At 43.6% G+C, this 15,793-nt stretch carries 14 protein-coding genes and 1 riboswitch; of the genes, 6 read left to right on the forward strand and 8 right to left on the reverse strand.

Annotation, left to right across the window (positions count from 1 at the left end):
- Positions 1-62 precede the first annotated feature (62 nt).
- Positions 63-875, reverse strand: a complete 813-nt coding sequence (locus IGI38_RS23055; RefSeq protein WP_438734285.1) for a LysR substrate-binding domain-containing protein — start codon at positions 873-875, stop codon at positions 63-65.
- Between the two features lie 222 nt (positions 876-1,097).
- Here IGI38_RS23055 and IGI38_RS23060 point away from each other — a divergent pair, with 222 nt between their 5' ends.
- Positions 1,098-2,105: a YeiH family protein gene (locus IGI38_RS23060; RefSeq protein ID WP_438734287.1), complete on the forward strand. Its 1,008-nt coding sequence runs from the start codon at positions 1,098-1,100 to the stop codon at positions 2,103-2,105.
- 37 nt (positions 2,106-2,142) lie between these two features.
- Here IGI38_RS23060 and IGI38_RS23065 read toward each other — a convergent pair whose 3' ends face one another.
- A complete protein-coding gene (locus tag IGI38_RS23065) occupies positions 2,143-2,562 on the reverse strand; it encodes a Rid family detoxifying hydrolase (RefSeq protein ID WP_438734288.1) in 420 nt (139 codons plus the stop codon).
- A gap of 596 nt (positions 2,563-3,158) precedes the next feature.
- On the opposite strand from IGI38_RS23065, the gene IGI38_RS23070 reads away from it, so the two are divergent.
- From IGI38_RS23070 to IGI38_RS23080, 3 genes are all read left to right on the forward strand, one after another.
- Positions 3,159-3,953 (forward strand): TraX family protein, encoded by a 795-nt coding sequence (locus tag IGI38_RS23070; protein WP_438734290.1) that lies wholly within the window; start codon positions 3,159-3,161, stop codon positions 3,951-3,953.
- A 489-nt stretch (positions 3,954-4,442) separates the two neighbouring features.
- Positions 4,443-5,813, forward strand: coding sequence for an MFS transporter (locus IGI38_RS23075; RefSeq protein ID WP_438734292.1), 1,371 nt, complete (start codon positions 4,443-4,445; stop codon positions 5,811-5,813).
- Between the two features lie 93 nt (positions 5,814-5,906).
- A complete protein-coding gene (locus IGI38_RS23080; protein WP_438734294.1) occupies positions 5,907-6,353 on the forward strand; it encodes a helix-turn-helix transcriptional regulator in 447 nt (148 codons plus the stop codon).
- Between the two features lie 55 nt (positions 6,354-6,408).
- Here IGI38_RS23080 and IGI38_RS23085 read toward each other — a convergent pair whose 3' ends face one another.
- A complete protein-coding gene (locus IGI38_RS23085) occupies positions 6,409-7,617 on the reverse strand; it encodes an MFS transporter (RefSeq protein ID WP_438734296.1) in 1,209 nt (402 codons plus the stop codon).
- Positions 7,618-7,815: 198 nt separating this feature from the next.
- Between IGI38_RS23085 and IGI38_RS23090 the strand changes: the two genes are divergently transcribed.
- On the forward strand, positions 7,816-8,169 hold the full coding sequence (locus IGI38_RS23090) for a winged helix-turn-helix transcriptional regulator (RefSeq protein ID WP_438734298.1): 354 nt from the start codon (positions 7,816-7,818) through the stop codon (positions 8,167-8,169).
- A gap of 80 nt (positions 8,170-8,249) precedes the next feature.
- On the opposite strand, the gene thiD is transcribed toward IGI38_RS23090, so the two are convergent.
- From thiD to thiW, 4 genes are all read right to left on the reverse strand, one after another.
- On the reverse strand, positions 8,250-9,068 hold the full coding sequence (gene thiD, locus IGI38_RS23095) for a bifunctional hydroxymethylpyrimidine kinase/phosphomethylpyrimidine kinase (RefSeq protein ID WP_438734300.1): 819 nt from the start codon (positions 9,066-9,068) through the stop codon (positions 8,250-8,252).
- Positions 9,069-9,143: 75 nt separating this feature from the next.
- Positions 9,144-9,776 (reverse strand): thiamine phosphate synthase, encoded by a 633-nt coding sequence (thiE, locus tag IGI38_RS23100; RefSeq protein WP_438734302.1) that lies wholly within the window; start codon positions 9,774-9,776, stop codon positions 9,144-9,146.
- Positions 9,755-10,573, reverse strand: coding sequence for a hydroxyethylthiazole kinase (locus IGI38_RS23105; RefSeq protein WP_438734303.1), 819 nt, complete (start codon positions 10,571-10,573; stop codon positions 9,755-9,757). Before IGI38_RS23105 ends, thiE begins: the two co-directional genes overlap by 22 nt.
- Positions 10,570-11,109: an energy coupling factor transporter S component ThiW gene (gene thiW / locus IGI38_RS23110; RefSeq protein WP_438734305.1), complete on the reverse strand. Its 540-nt coding sequence runs from the start codon at positions 11,107-11,109 to the stop codon at positions 10,570-10,572. The genes IGI38_RS23105 and thiW overlap by 4 nt, the downstream gene beginning before the upstream one ends.
- A gap of 71 nt (positions 11,110-11,180) precedes the next feature.
- Positions 11,181-11,270, reverse strand: a riboswitch (TPP riboswitch).
- Between the two features lie 129 nt (positions 11,271-11,399).
- On the opposite strand from thiW, the gene gloA2 reads away from it, so the two are divergent.
- Positions 11,400-11,789, forward strand: a complete 390-nt coding sequence (gene gloA2, locus IGI38_RS23115; protein WP_438734306.1) for an SMU1112c/YaeR family gloxylase I-like metalloprotein — start codon at positions 11,400-11,402, stop codon at positions 11,787-11,789.
- Between the two features lie 120 nt (positions 11,790-11,909).
- Here gloA2 and IGI38_RS23120 read toward each other — a convergent pair whose 3' ends face one another.
- Positions 11,910-15,761, reverse strand: coding sequence for a beta strand repeat-containing protein (locus IGI38_RS23120; protein ID WP_438734308.1), 3,852 nt, complete (start codon positions 15,759-15,761; stop codon positions 11,910-11,912).
- Positions 15,762-15,793 lie beyond the last annotated feature (32 nt).

The raw sequence follows: 15,793 nt of genomic DNA on the forward strand, positions 1-15,793 counted from the left end.
AATTGTCAGTATGCTCACACTATCTATGGTCCTTTAAAAAAATGATTCCTGCTTTTTGTATTTTAGTGTTTGCTCCATTCATAGATGAAATCGGCACATTTTTCGATGGCATCAGAAGAATTGGCTTTGCGCCGGATCAAATAGAAATTGCGCTTATAGCTGTCATCCAGTCTTTGATGCGCGATTTCTTCCGCTGCCCGCTCTGAAACTATGGAGCAGCCAAACCCCTGCTTCAGCAAGCTCACAATAACTTCATTGCTCTGAATTTCCATGATAGTTCCTGCTATATCCTTTTCTTCTAAGTAACGTTTCGTATAATAATAAACACCCGAAGTATTTTCTCGCACCAGCCACGGTCCTTTTTCTGTGTCCCCAGCCAAGACCAGCTGGTCTTCCATCAACGAAAATCGTTTGATGCTTGGTGCAGATAAAGGTTTTTCAATAAACCCAATATCCACTGTGTGTTGTTCCACCGCTTGTAAAACCTCTAACGAATTCATCATTCGAACACTAAACCGAATTTGCGGAAAATTCTGTTGCAGCTGGATCAAGAGTGCCGGCAAGACATAATTAGCAAAGGTGTGGGAAGCGCCGATCACGCAACGAACCGTTTGCTGCTGATTCGTTTGAACCGCTTGATACAGCTTATCCCAATCATCCATCAAATCCACGACACGTTCATATAGTATCTCCGCTTGCGGGGTGACCAGAACTTCCTTCCGCCCGCTGCGGATGAATAATTGTGTACCAAATTCATTTTCTAACTGCTTAATTTGAGCTGAAACTGTCGGCTGAGAAATAAATAGAATCTCCGAAGCCTTAGAAAAGTTTTTTGTCTCATATACTACTCTGAAAGTTTCTAACCATTTAAACATCGCAATCACTTCCATTAACTTTTTCTATCTAAGGTATTATATCAATAAATTATAATAATGAAAGCAATCGGTTATAATTTGTTATGCAAATGAAAATCGTTTGAACTTTACGTAAGAAGCGATACTATGTAACAAGCGTTATCTTTTCTTCATCGTTCAGAGGAAACAGCCATTATGCAAAGTCTTTTGTATCCGAATCATTAACAAGAAAGGGATTCTAACATGTTTACTAACTTTTACACAAAATCTAAACCCATCTTGCCCGGCCTGGGATTATCCTTGGGCGTAGCAATCTTGGCGAAATTATTGGCGTTATTCCTACCAAAATTAGGTGGCGCGACCTTAGCAATTCTAATAGGGATCGTCTTAGGAAACACCCTGTTTAAGCAGCCGGCTCTAGCAGCGGGTACTAAATTTTCCGAAAGTCGTTTATTGGAATATTCCGTCGTCTTACTGGGCTTCACGGTGACCTTCCAAACGATCGGAGAGATGGGGATCAAAGGATTGCTCTTCATTCTATTGATCATGACGACTGTCATTATCGGAGCCTATTGGATCGGCCGCAAACTGGGCTTCAATAAAAAGATGGCTATGATGATGGCCGGCGGGAATGCCGTTTGCGGATCATCGGCGATCGGTGCGATTGCCCCTTCGATCGAAGCAAACGATGAAGAAAAAGGGCAGATTATTACATTAGTTAATTTGCTGGGAACCGTGATGATGCTGACACTACCCTTTTTAGGAATGTCTCTGTACGGTGATGCCTTATTAAGTAAAAGTGCTTTGCTTGGCGGAACCTTACAATCCGTAGGTCAAGTTGTCGCCGGAGCCAGTTTGGTCAATCCAGAAACGGTTAAATATGCGATGCTCTTTAAAATCACCCGCATCATTTTCCTAGTGGTCGTCGTTTTCTTATTCGAGCGCAAAGCTCAACGTGATGGTATAGTAGCAGCCAAAGGAGCGAAGAAAAAATTTCCGATCCCATGGTATGTCACCAGCTTTTTAATTTTTTGCATCATCAATAGTTTCTTTACTCTACCTGCACTCTTTAGTGATGGCGCACATTTTATCAGTACATGGTTCGAAACTACCGCATTGGCGGCAATCGGTTTACGTTTAGATTTCAAAAAATTCTTAAAAGAAGGCCCGCGCTTCTTGCTTTACGGGTTATCCGTCGGTGCCGTTCAGACTGTTGCTGCGCTCGTATTTATTTTTATTTTGCATATTTAAAAAAACAGAACGGGGGCTTTTCCCGCTCTGTTTTCTTTTACTCCACCACCGCCACGATCTCTACTTCTACCAAGGCCTCTTTTGGCAAATTAGCAACACCGACACATGAACGGCTAGGCTTTTCATTATCAAAAAAGCTTTCGTAAATTTGATTAAAGGCCACAAAATCGGACATATTCTTCAAGAAGCAGGTCGTTTTTACCACTTGGTCATAATCCGCCCCGACCGCATTTAAAAGTCCGCCGACATTCCGTAACACTTGATACGTTTGGTCTTCAATCGTTTCGCCGACCATTTCTCCGCTTGTCGGATCTAACGCGATTTGACCAGAAGCATACAACATGCCATTCACGACTTTTCCTTGAACATAAGGACCAATTGCTTTTGGCGCCTCCGTTGTTTCGACTGTGTAGATCGATGATTCTTTAAAATTCACCTTAGTTACGTTGTTTTCCATTTTTTCCCACTCCTTTTTAATTAGAACGACTTTAGCAATTGATGCCTCACTACTTTTGAAAAACGCTACTCCCTTTACTTTTACGTACACCCTCGCGCTGCAATACCGAGCAGGATGAACAAAAAAAGCATCTCACTAATTTCTTAGCGGGATGCTTTGGAGAATCCCACTCAACAAATGTCAAACAGGACTTCAAACTGTTTTTTTCAAAACAAGTCTCAAGTCCTCAGTCTAATAATAATCATCATTTGTGTCGTAGTCGTCGCGTTCATAGAAATTCTCCTTTTTGAAAATTAAATTTAAATGGCATTTAAATTAATTTATGATTGTAATGATAACGGAGGTTCTTTTAGTTGTCAATAAGTTTAAAGAATTTTCTGACAGTTCACCTCTCATTTTTGTAAGTTGATTGTGGGCTCAATAAATGGTGCGTAGTAAAAAGTTTTGCTATCTTAGAAATCTAGTTAGCCAAATTGCAACTATCTCTCTTTTAAAGAGACTGTTAGCTAGACGCGAAATTTCAAGATTGGATTCGCACACATCTCATTCTTCTACTCACGTGACGAAGAACGGATGACATCGAGAGGAGTTTTTTAATGAATAAGGGAAAGACTGGTTTCCAGTTAAAAATTGTAGGGGTTGTGACGATGGTGATCGATCACCTCGCAGAATTTTTCATGACTTTAGGGGTACCTATGTGGTTTCACTGGATTGGTCGAATCGCTGCACCACTTTTTCTATTTGAAAGTTCAGAAGGGTTTATCCACACAAGCAATCGTAAAAAATATATGTTTCGTTTATTAGCGGGGTATTGGTTAATGGGAATCATCAACTTGATTCTAAATCATTATTTCGCAATCGGTGATGCCATCGTAATCAATAATATTTTTGGTACGCTCTTTTTAGGAACCGTCTATATGCAGGCGTGCGAATACTTTAAGCAAAGGGAGACATTTACTAAAGGATTGGTTTGGTTCCTTGTTCCAACACTGTTAAGCATATTATCTATAGTATTGTTGTCTAACAATACTTTACTAGGTTCAACATTTGGAATGCTGTTTTTCCAAGCCTTTAACTTGCTTGTTCCAACACTGCTGCTCACTGAAGGCGGCATCTTATTTGTTGCATTGGCGGTCATGTTTTACCTTTTCCATGGAAAAAAGGCTTTACAAGTAGCTGCCGTAGTTATAGTTGCTGCGATTACATTGATATTTGGCGGCGGCATCCAGTATGCCTTTACGATGAATTATCAATGGATGATGCTTTTAGCTGTGATTCCAATTATTCTATACAATGGTGAGAAAGGCCGCAGCATGCGAAATTTCTTTTATGTTTTTTATCCTGCGCACATCGCTCTTTTCGCCATTATCAGCTTTTTAATTCAACGCTAAACTTGACCTTGACCAAAAAAAGCTTTACAATGCATTTTGTGAATAAATCGTACAGATAACACGCTTGGCGTGTCGAGAGAGAGGCGGTTTCTATTAATTTAGAAACCACCTCTCTCTTTTTTTGTCAGTTTTACTTCCTGCTTTAGTAGGTTAGTAAAATGATAGGCGTGTCGAATATAGGAGTCATTTTTCTGGTTTTTGAAAAATGCGTTCAGCTGTCTGAGGTAGCTGCGAGTTCAACTTTTTGCAGGATTATTAGTGAGTGGGGCGTTCATTTCGTATTAATATTACTGACATACTGAGACGTTTAGTTGGATCATAGGCGTGGTGATAATAGGCGTATTTTTCTGATTTTTGAAAAATACGTTCAGCTTTCCGTTTTTCTTCCTGTTTCACCCATCCGCTATTTCAGTAAAAATCAGCTCAGAACCGGACACGCGATAGTCACACAACGTAACGTTATCTGTAGAAACAAAGTGAGGTTATTACATGAAAGAAAAGAAAATCCATTTGTTGCTAGCTGTCCTTGCCACCGGGATCATGTCCTTTGCCGGCGTTCTGATCGAGACCGCCATGAACGTGACCTTTCCCACCTTGATCGAACAGTTTGGGATCTCCACTGGTATGGTCCAATGGGTCACGACTATTTATCTCTTAGTGATCTCTATCATGGTGCCATTTTCCAATTATTTATTGAAAAATTTTTCGATCCGTAAATTGTTTATTGTCGCGAATCTCTTTTTCATCGCGGGATTAATGATTGATCTATGGTCGCCTTCTTACAGTATTTTATTGATCGGACGGCTGTTCCAAGGAATCAGTACAGGTATTGCTCTACCGCTGATGTTCCACATTATTTTGAATTTCACGCCTATGCATAAACGCGGAACTATGATGGGCGTCGGTACACTGACGACTTCGATCGCCCCAGCGATTGGTCCAACGTATGGCGGTATCATGACCGCCAGTCTTTCTTGGCATGCGATCTTTTTATTTTTATTGCCGGTCCTGGCCATCTCGTTAGTAATCGGTCTGTATGCTATTCCAGAGATGCCGGTCAAGAAAACTGGTGCCCTGGATATCGTAAGTCTGATTGGTGTGGCACTGCTGTTCAGCGGACTCTTGATGTTCCTAAATCAAATCGGCAGTTGGATAAGCCTGGTTTCTTTAGCGATTGGAATCGCTGGACTCGTGCTCTTCTATCGCCAAGCCACTCGTGGAAAACATCCGTTAGTCCGGATTACCGTTTTGAAAAATAAAGTCTTTGTCTTATTCTTATGCGGCTTCTTAGTTTGTCAGTTTTTACTTTTAGGCATTTCCTTTGTCTTGCCTAACTTTATCCAAATCGTTTTAGGTAAAGATGCCTTTATTGCTGGTCTTGTGATGATGCCTGGAGCGGCTGTTGGTGCGATTTTGGCACCGATCTCCGGCCGTGTTTTAGACAGCTTCGGCTCAAAAAAACCGATCCTGCTTGGCTTGAGCTTCGCGACGATTGGTTGGATCGCCTTGACCTTATTATTACGTTCGCCGCTGCTGCTCGGTTTTGTCGCAGGTCATGTTTTTTATATGATTGGTATCGGTTTTTCTTACAGCAACCTAATGACGACTGGAATGAACTTGCTTTCAGAAGACGAATACGGGGACGGCAATACGTTATTCAATACCTTACAGCAATTCTCTGGTGCCGTTGCAACAGCGATCGTCGCAACGATCATCAATTTGGCGCAGCAATCCCAACCTGATTTCATCGCTGCGACAGTTACCGGTTCGCAAATTTCGTTAATTGTTTTATTGATCTTATTGTTAGCTGTTTTTATCGCATGTCTGATTCATTTCCGCAAAAAACCTGCCGTTGGATAATGGTAAGAAAGCGGGCTAAAGTTCAGTGGCTATTCGCTGGCATTCATGACATATCCTGATAAACTTAAGGTATCAAGTTTGGAGGTATGAACGATGACACTAGGAAATAATTTCTTCAACGCTCGAAAAAAACAAGGCCTGTCCCAAGAAGATATCGCGGAAAAACTCGGTGTGAGCAGACAAACGATTTCAAAGTGGGAACTCGATGAAACCCTACCGGATATCAACCAATCCAAAAAATTGGCCGCTGCCTACAAGGTTTCCTTAGACGAACTGATCGAATTTGATCCAGACTTGAACGATATCAAGGAAGTGATCGCCAAGACCAGTGAAGAAAAGCAGCAAGAAATCAATTGGACGACTGTCTGGGCGGACAAATATCCTGTTTTAGCAGCGTATCAAAAAGATGTTCATTTGGATGATTATATTCCTCAAATAACAGACATGCTGAAGCGGTTGAAAAAGGATTATGGATACAACGATCAGGATGCTTTTCTAGTCTTTAAGGACATTTTGGCGCAGGTCTGGAAAAACAAATAAAAAATAGAAAGCCGTGACTTCAAAGTGGTCACGGCTTTCGTTTGTCTATAAACAACTATTCTTTACATTCAGCAGCGTCATTTAGCGCAACAGGTGATTCACTTTTTTTCACCTGCATAACTAAGAGGATTGCCAACAAAACGATCCCCGCACCAAAAATCGGTGTATAGGTGATCCCCATTTTTCCAGTAACTTGTGCGCCAACAGTTGAACCCAATGTAATTCCGATATTGAAGGCTGCGATATTCAGCGCTGAAGCTAAGGTAATGTCTTGCGGTACGTATTTTTCTGCTAATTGCACCACATATAGCTGCAGTCCAGGAACGTTCATGAAGGCGAATAAACCTAAAAGCATCGCGGCCAATAAACCTAAACGATTATTTCCAATTAAGATTGTCGCAAATAAGAACACCAATGCAGCCAGTAAAAGAGCAAACATTTTGATCAATGAGGCTAATGGCTTTTCATTGGCAAAATGTCCGCCGACGGTATTGCCGATCGCGACTATCACACCATACACGATCAAAATAATCACAACCGCGCTTGCTGAAAAACCGAATCCTTCCAAAATTGGTGACAGATAGGTGTATGCGGCAAAAGTTCCGCCGTACCCAAAGGCCGTGATCAAGAAGGACATCACTAACGGTTTATTAGTAAAGATACGAGAAAAACCTTTCAAATCAACTTTGCCGGGAATCGGTAAATGCCGCGGAACTAAAAAACTGCTGGCGATCAGGCCCAATAAACCCACCGCCGCAATAAAGATAAAGGACATATTCCAGGTCGTTTGCTGACCAATAAATGTTCCTAATGGTACGCCCGTAACGGTCGCTACTGTTAAACCTGTAAACATAATAGCGATCGCACTTGCGCGGCGCGAAGGTTCTACCACATCCGCGGCAATGACTGTTGAAACAGACATAAAGATTCCGTGAGCTAACGCCGCCAAAATTCGACCCAGCAGCAAAATCGAAAAAGTTGGCGCAAAGGCCGCAAACAAATTCCCGCTGATAAACAGCAGCATGATCCCCAGCATCAAATTTCGACGATTCCATTTTCCTGTTAATACCGTCAGCAATGGCGCGCCGATCGTAACCCCTAATGCATATAAAGAAACGGTCAAGCCCGCTTGAGCTAACGTGACGTTGAAGCTTTTAACGATCATCGGTAAAAGACCAACGCTGATAAATTCGGTTGACCCGATCGCAAACGCATTAATTGCGAGAGCCAGTAAGGTTAAGTTTGGTGATATTTTCTTTTCCATTTTGTTCCTCCTCAGAAAGGTTCCATGAACCCATTCGGCTTTGCCTGTTCATGAAGCCCGACATCAAATAATAGTTGTAACCTACGAGAAGATACTATATACTGTTGATGACCTTTTGATAAGTACCCACTTCTTTGTACTATAGGTACTTTTTAGTAACTTTTGATTCATATCAAGGTTTTAAGGAGGAAATTTTTTTTGGAGAATCGTGAATATATGATCGGTGTAGAGGCGACCATGGATGTAATCGGCGGAAAATGGAAACCCATCATTCTCTGCAATCTTCGTCACGGAGCGATGCGTCCTAGTGATCTGAAACGCGGCATCACCGGCATCAGTCAAAAAATGCTGACACAGCAGCTGCGTGAATTAGAAGAGGACAATATCATCGATCGCAAGGTCTATCAGCAAGTCCCGCCCAAAGTAGAATATTCATTAAGCGACTACGGCCGCAGTCTTTCAAATATTTTAGATAACCTGTGCAGCTGGGGTGAACAGCATGTCGCACATCTGCAAGAACAGGGACAGGCTATTTGTTTGAAGGCAAATTAAAGGAGCTATGACAAGAATCTTGTCATAGCTCCTTTTCCGAACAAACGGTATGCCTGAAGTAGCTTCTGTTACAACCTCTTCTATTTGATCACGATACCATCCAGCATCTTAGCCCAATGATTCGTCGGCCCATGACCATGCCCAACAAAAATCGGCTGGCTGATAGCTGCTTGAATAAATTTCTTCCCCATAATGATCGCTTCTTTTAATTCGGTTCCTTTAGCCAACTCGGCAGCGATACAAGCAGAGAAGGTATCGCCCGTGCCATGGGTATTAGCTGTAGCTACTCTCGGAGCACTCATCCAGAAGTTTTCTCCTGATGCCAGCAAAACAAAATCAGCTGCGTCTTTGTTTTCACTATGACCGCCTTTTACGACTACATTTTGTGCACCGAAAGCTTGCAGTTTCTTGGCCGCATCAACCATCTCCTGATCTGTAACGATCCGCTGCCCGATGATTACTTCTGCTTCCGGCAAATTAGGCGTTACGATCGCAGCTAACGGCAATAGCTTCTGATTGATCGTTTTCACCGCATCACTTTGCAGTAAGTGGTGTCCGCCTTTAGCCACCATCACTGGATCAACGACCAATGGGCCAAAGTCGACCTGCTTCAATTTCTTTACAACGGTCTCCACTCGTTCCACATCAGCTAACATTCCTGTTTTTGCAGCTCCGATCGCAAAATCAGCTGCCAGGGAATCAAACTGTTCTTCAATAAATGTGCTAGGGATCGCCATGCTGTTCTGCACACCATACGTATTTTGAGCAGTAAGTGCCACGATGATGCTCATGCCAAAGGCTTCTCGAGCTTGAAATGTTTTAAGATCTGCTTGAATGCCTGCGCCGCCGCCAGAGTCAGAACCAGCGATCGTTACGACCTGAGGTGTTTGATTAATCATTTCCTATGCCTCCAAATTCATATTAAGGGATTTTCAAAGATAAATTTCCCATTCGTATTCCGTTAAGGTACTGAATTACACGAATACTTCAGTAATTTTTTCTTTTAAACGGCGGACTTTCTCACCTACAGCCTGCGCCCGCATGATCTCACTGACGATCGAGACACCCGCGATGCCGGTTCCACGAAGATCAGTCAAATTTTCTTCTTTGATTCCGCCGATTGCCACACTTGGGATAGTCACCGCATCATTAATAGCCTTTAACGTTTCTTTGGTCGTCAGCGGAGTATCTTTGGTTTTCGTAGGGAACATCGCGCCAATCCCTAAATAATCTGCTCCCGCTTTTTCGGCTGCTACCCCACGTTCAACTGTTTTCGCCGAAACGCCTAAGATTTTTTCTGGCCCAATCAACGAGCGAACGACCGCCACCGGCAGCTCATCATCGCCGATGTGTACTCCTGCCGCATCGACAGCTAAACAAATATCTACTCGATCATTGATGATCAGAGGAATCTGATACTGATCTGTGAGGGCTTTGACTTTTAAAGCAAGCTCATAAAATTTCCCAGTCACTAATTCCTTTTCACGTAATTGAACTAGAGTTACGCCATTTTTACAGGCCTCTTCGATCACCGCTAAAAATTCTTCGTCGCTAAAATCATAACGTCCTGTTACTAAATACAAAGTTAAATCCACTGCTTTTCCCATCCTTTCACTTCAGTCCACCAGTCTTTTTCCATTAAGATCGAAAGTTGATTCAATGTTTCTTGGCGAAAAGCGGCTAAACCGATCGCATCTCCGGCTTGCTCTCCACAAAGATTAAAATAGCTGACCGCGGCAACAACCGCCTCCGCTGTTTTTACTCCACATCCTAATAAAGCAGCAATCATCGCGCCGACAATATCACCTGTACCAGTGAATCGATCCAACGCCGGCACTCCGTTAGCTAAGCGGCGAATACATTTTTGATCGACCACAATGTCTTGGCTGCCGGTCGCTAAAAAAGTCGTTTTGGGGTAGCGTTTGACTATTTGCTGCAGTGCTGCGGATAATTCTTCGAGTGCTGCTTCACCTTGATCCAGCTCACTGCCGTCTACTCCACGAGCATGGCTTGGCAAGCCGCAAAAATTACGCAGTTCGGAAATATTGCCTTTCACCACAGTAGGGTTTTCCGCAATCAACAAACGCCCGACCTGATCACGAGTCTGACTGACACCATAGCCCACCAGATCGACAACACTCGGTTTTTGTCCCCTATTCGCCAGCTTAGCCGCAGCAATCAGACTCGCTTCCCGCTCCTCTGATAAATGACCGATATTCAGCAATAAACTGTCCGTTTGTTGAAACAACTCATTGAACTCTCTTGGATCAGAGGCCATGATGGGCTTAGCACCGATATACAGCAAGGCATTCGCCACCGTTTCACAGGTGACCTCGTTAGTTATACAATGAACCAACGGCGCATCTGCCAATGGAAATACGTTTGAAACCTTCGTTTTGATCATCCAAACATCCTCTCACTCAAAAATAAGCGCTGCCAACGTTTGAAAATCGTTGTTTCCTGCAGCTTCACCAATACGACGAACGCGATCGCCGAACCGATCAGCGTCGCACCGACAAAACGCGGCGTATAAATAAACCAATACAAATCACTTTGACTGCCAGTAAACCACACCATCACCGGATAGGATAATAATGAACCCAAAATACCTGTTCCAAATACTTCCCCCAGCATCGACCAAATTAGTTTCCCGCCTAATCGATAAAACAATCCTGCAAAAAAGGCGCCAAATATTGCACCCGTCAACGCTAACGGCGGAATCCCCAACATCGTCATTCGAATCAATGCACAGACAAAAGCCATGAGTGTTCCATAGACCGGACCCAACAACACTCCGGCCACAATATTCATGACACTAGACATTGGCGCCATCCCCTCGATCCGCATCAATGGTGATAAGACAACATCCAACGCGATCATTAAAGCCAGCAGTGTCAATTTATGGATTTTATTTTTCTCCACGTTAATCCTCCTTTCCATGAGAAACAACGAGATCAAGATACCTAAGAAAAACAGAAAAACCCAACCAAAATAAAATGGTCGGGTACAATCAGTCGTTAGCTACATTTCCCTGCGTCAGTTTTAACTGCATCAGGTTCCATGGGTATAATCTCAGCCATAAAGCACCCCAAATGTTTCTCTTCAATTGATTGGAGTATAACATACTTTTTTTATTCCAACTAGCTTATACTTAGGAAAGACTTGTCGAAGCCCTTCAGCTTTTTGCCGATAAAGCGGGTTCGATCAAGAAAAACAAGGAGGACACGCTCATGTCAAAACCAGATTTTTCTGCAATCCATCACGTCGCGATTATTGTCTCTGATTACCAAAAGGCGCGCCAGTTTTATGTCGATGTGCTGGGTTTACCGATCATCCGTGAGAATTACCGCCCAGAGCGCCAAGATTATAAATTGGATTTGCAGCTGAACGACGCGGAGTTAGAAATCTTCGCCCCGCAAAATCCGCCAAAACGCCCCAGCTTTCCAGAAGCTGCGGGATTACGCCACTTAGCGTTTAAAACGAATGATATCGAAGCTGCTGTTGCTTATTTAAGCAGTCACAGTATTGAATGTGAACCGTTGCGGACCGATGACTTTACTGGTGAAAAGATGACCTTTTTCTTCGATCCAGACGGCTTGCCGCTGGAGCTGCATGAATAGATAAACGACGAAAAGGAGCTGTGACAAAAATCTCGTCACAACTCCTTCTTTCGATTATTCAGTGAACCCGAAACAGCGTTATTGGAAATAGGCCGAAATTTTCTGTCACACCTCGTTAGTTTATCCGATTTTCCGCAATAGATAGAATCGGTTAACTACAAGCCCACCCAAAACGATGAGTACCAAATAAACCCACCAATTTGCTGTGTCCAATTTAATTCCTGTAACGACAACCGACTCAATGTAGCCGGCATTAAGAATTGGTTTCATTTCATTTTGAATATCAATCGTTAATGGATCGGAGAAACCGTCTTGATTTACATGACTGTTAAGCTCCGTGGTTCCCTTTTTAGTAAAGCCGTATTTCCCATATTCGCCATCTACTTTTTTTACAGAGATTTTATAGGAGGCTTTATCTCCTACCGCAAAATAATACTTCCCATCTTGATTCGTAAACGTTGTTTCAATAGCAACGTATTCTTGCGTGACTTCATCTTTCTTATACAACGTCACTTCTCGATTTTCTAATTCTTCCTTCAAGTCATAAAAATTATTTTTATTTTTATCAAGAAAGACCGTTCCCGAAAGTGTCGTCGGCGGTCCCCAAATTGCGTAAAGGTATTTATCACCGTCCATCGTAATCGTATCTGTGCCGCCAGTACTATATCGTTTCCCTTGCCCATCACTGCTTTCACACCAGTATAAAAAGACGTACTCAGGATTATCCAGCGGAGGCTGATAATTCAGATCTTCTTCCGAAAGAATCGGAACGACCACTGGCTCCGCGCCATCATGGTAGCGTTCCTCATAAAGATTCCCTACTCCGCCATTCGGGTCATAGACGATCTTTACTGAATCTGGAAAATAATTGACCTGATAATCATTCAGATAGTCTTTATCAAAATTCAGTGTTCCATTTACTTCAGGCAAAGGCTGCTTTGCCTGAGAACGATTGTCCTCACTAACAACTCCCGGGCTGATAATCGTAATGTTCTTATAATGTGCAGCCGCATCCACGGGTGATGCGTAATAATAATCTTCGGTAAAAATCCCGCCGCCGCTTCTATCTGCCACATTCAATGAGATTGTTCCGTTGGAGACGTGTAGTTTTGCAGATGCTTGAAGATACAAACCTGCTCCGTTGTTGACCGCCGTATTTTTTGTAATGGTTCCGCCGGTCATAATAAATTGAGCATGAGCACTGGCGAAGACGCCGCCGCCATTACGGGCTGGATTATTTTCGATAGACCCATTTTCCATCGTAAATGTGGTGTCTGCGTTATCGACGTTGACACCGCCGCCGAAGTGAGTCGTTTTATTCTCCGCTATCTTACTAGCAGCACCGGTCATTCTGATTGTACTCCCGCTATTCGCAGACACCCCGCCACCATAAGGCGCAGTATTCTTACTAACACTGCTCTGAGTAATCGTCAGTTTTCCATGATCCTCCAAACGAATCCCGCCGCCATTGATAGCTGCCTTGTTTTCTTCAACAGCACTGTCGATAAGCTCTCCTTCAGCAGAGACCTTGAGAAAGATCCCGCCGCCATGAGCTAGTACTGCGGTATTATCACGGACAGATACATTCGTTAAAGTGAATTTGGCCTGAGCTGTCGCAAACAGCCCGCCGCCGCTGCTTTCTCCAGTATTTCCTGCTACTTCTCCGCCAGTCATGGTAAACACAGTGTTAGGCAAATCAATATTTATTCCGCCGCCGTCGCCGCCTTTATTGTCTTCTTCTGTGCCTCCTTCGGCAGTTTCATCGGAAATATGTAGCGCGGTATTGCCGACAACATTTGTATCAGTCATCGCGACTTTACTTCCGCTGTTAACAGAAAGTCCGCCACCATATCTCGCCGTATTCAGTTTGATTTCACTATCGATTACTGTCAGTTCCGTCTCATCACTAATTTTTATGCCACCGCCATAGCGATCGGCGTGATTGTTTTCGATAGTGACTTTGTTTATTTCTGTCGTGGTTCGATTGGCCACGATCCCGCCGCCATGATGTCGAACTCGATTGCCGGTAAACGCGGAATTAGTAATTTTTAAGTCTTGGCTATTTTCACTGACAAAGATGCCGCCACCGTCATAAGCGGTATTGTCGGTAAATGTACTATCAGCGATCGTTGCTTTCCCGCTATTTTCAACGAGAATCCCACCGCCATATCCTGAGCCTGCCTGATTACCTGTCGCATGATTTTCTGTGAACGCGACGCTTTTGATATCTACGGTGGCTTTATCCGCCAAAACACCGCCAGATTGAAGCGCGGTATTGGTACTGACTACTCCGCCCGTCATTGTAAAAGTCGTTTCCGTTCCGTCCAGATTGACACCGCCGCCACGCTGTTTGGCTGTATTTTCACTAATCGTTCCGTCGGTCACCGTAATCTTGCTGTTTTCGTTGGCTGAAATACCGCCGCCGTAAGCAGCATCATTTCCATGGATCAAGCTAGTCTTGCCCGATATCGTTATTTCCGCTCCGCTTGTAGCACGAATACCACCACCATCGTTACTGGCAATATTGCTGCTAATTTCTCCCCCTGTCATTTCAAGGGTCTTGCCCCGCATGAAAATACCGCCGCCACTAGTCGCGCTTGTATTCTTGCTGATTTTACTATTTGTTACTATGATCGCATTATCTATAGTATAAATACCGCCGCCATCTAGTGTTGCACTATTTTCTTGAACCGTACTCCCGCTTAATTCAAGAGAACCGTCTTTACTATAAATTCCGGCACCGTCTTTTCCTGTATTTTGATTGATTGCACTGTTTGCTGCAGTAATCACCGCATTCAGCGCATAGATCCCGCCGCCAGCTTCACTAGCGGTATTTTCTTGAAGCTTTCCGTTCGTCAGGTTCAGGCTGCCGCCGGTAATATAAATGCCGCCGCCGTTGCCGCCGTCATCGACACTATTCGCTGTGATACTGCCGCCATTCATAGTCACACTGCTGTTGTTTTCAACTTTGATACCGCCCGCCTCATTATGTTTAGCCGTATTTCCAGCAATCGCCGCTTCATCCTTAATGACGAGAGAACTATTACTTAGGTTGATGCCGCCGGTACGCCATTGTCCAATATTTTGTGAGATACTACTGGTTCCTGAGAGTTCTACTGTACTGTCCGCCGCATAAATGCCGCCGCCCGTATCACTCGACTGATTTAAATGGACTTTACCGCTGTTTTTTAAGTAGACTTTGCTGCTGCCAGCTGCCTCAATCGCGCCGCCTCTATTGCCAAAAGTCTCAGTGATCTCCGCGCCTTCATCAACAGTTAAACTGCCAGCTTTTTTTACTTCTATACCGCCATTAGTTCCGCCCCAGTCAGAATCATCAAAGAGCTTTCCTTCTCCTGAAAGAATAATGTTTTTTAAGGTAAGACTTCCGCCATTGACGATCACATGCCGTTGCTTTGCCGCGATCTGCTGATTGATAACAACTGGCGTGCTTGAAGCTGAGGTCAAAGTTATCTGAATACCAGCTTCAATCGTCGCCTCCTCCCCCTGCGCGGAGTCATCACCTGTTACTAGGATCGTATATGAACCTGCCCCTCCAGCATTACAAGCATCGACCGCGGCTTTTAACGTTGCATGGGAACTAAGTAACCCATTCGTGGAATCATAAACTTGATACGCCTCTTCCGATAGGTCAAACTGCGCTTGATGCAGTGAATCAGCATCGTCCTCTTCATTTTCGTCTAACGGAGCCGTTTCAGTAGTCGACTCGTTTTCTTCCTGCCTCTCTGATTCTGCAGGCTCTGACGAATCAGTGATTCCTTGCAATTCTTCAGCTTGAAATTCTTGAGACGATGATACACTTTGTGCTGGTTCTTGAGTATCTGCGATTGCGGAAGTTGCTTCCATGGTTTCCGCATAGATCGTTGAGAAGGGAACATTCACTAAAAAAAGCATGAGTATCAGCCAAATTGATAGCCCGTTTGAGATTTTTTTCCGCCGCTTTTTACGCCTCATTGCATCCACCCTCCTCGCTTGTTTCTCAATAC

Origin of the sequence: Enterococcus sp. AZ128 (assembly GCF_051714485.1) — a bacterium.
Taxonomy (GTDB): Bacteria; Bacillota; Bacilli; order Lactobacillales; family Enterococcaceae; genus Enterococcus_A.

Coding starts and splice junctions, on each gene's coding strand:
- IGI38_RS23105 (WP_438734303.1), bottom strand. CDS start 10,573: ATGATCAAAACGAAGGTTTCAAACGTATTTCCATTGGCAGATGCGCCG.
- IGI38_RS23080 (WP_438734294.1), top strand. CDS start 5,907: ATGACACTAGGAAATAATTTCTTCAACGCTCGAAAAAAACAAGGCCTG.
- thiW (WP_438734305.1), bottom strand. CDS start 11,109: ATGGAAAGGAGGATTAACGTGGAGAAAAATAAAATCCATAAATTGACA.
- IGI38_RS23075 (WP_438734292.1), top strand. CDS start 4,443: ATGAAAGAAAAGAAAATCCATTTGTTGCTAGCTGTCCTTGCCACCGGG.
- IGI38_RS23060 (WP_438734287.1), top strand. CDS start 1,098: ATGTTTACTAACTTTTACACAAAATCTAAACCCATCTTGCCCGGCCTG.
- IGI38_RS23085 (WP_438734296.1), bottom strand. CDS start 7,617: ATGGAAAAGAAAATATCACCAAACTTAACCTTACTGGCTCTCGCAATT.
- gloA2 (WP_438734306.1), top strand. CDS start 11,400: ATGTCAAAACCAGATTTTTCTGCAATCCATCACGTCGCGATTATTGTC.
- IGI38_RS23070 (WP_438734290.1), top strand. CDS start 3,159: ATGAATAAGGGAAAGACTGGTTTCCAGTTAAAAATTGTAGGGGTTGTG.
- IGI38_RS23055 (WP_438734285.1), bottom strand. CDS start 875: ATGTTTAAATGGTTAGAAACTTTCAGAGTAGTATATGAGACAAAAAAC.
- IGI38_RS23065 (WP_438734288.1), bottom strand. CDS start 2,562: ATGGAAAACAACGTAACTAAGGTGAATTTTAAAGAATCATCGATCTAC.
- IGI38_RS23120 (WP_438734308.1), bottom strand. CDS start 15,761: ATGAGGCGTAAAAAGCGGCGGAAAAAAATCTCAAACGGGCTATCAATT.
- thiE (WP_438734302.1), bottom strand. CDS start 9,776: ATGGGAAAAGCAGTGGATTTAACTTTGTATTTAGTAACAGGACGTTAT.
- thiD (WP_438734300.1), bottom strand. CDS start 9,068: ATGATTAATCAAACACCTCAGGTCGTAACGATCGCTGGTTCTGACTCT.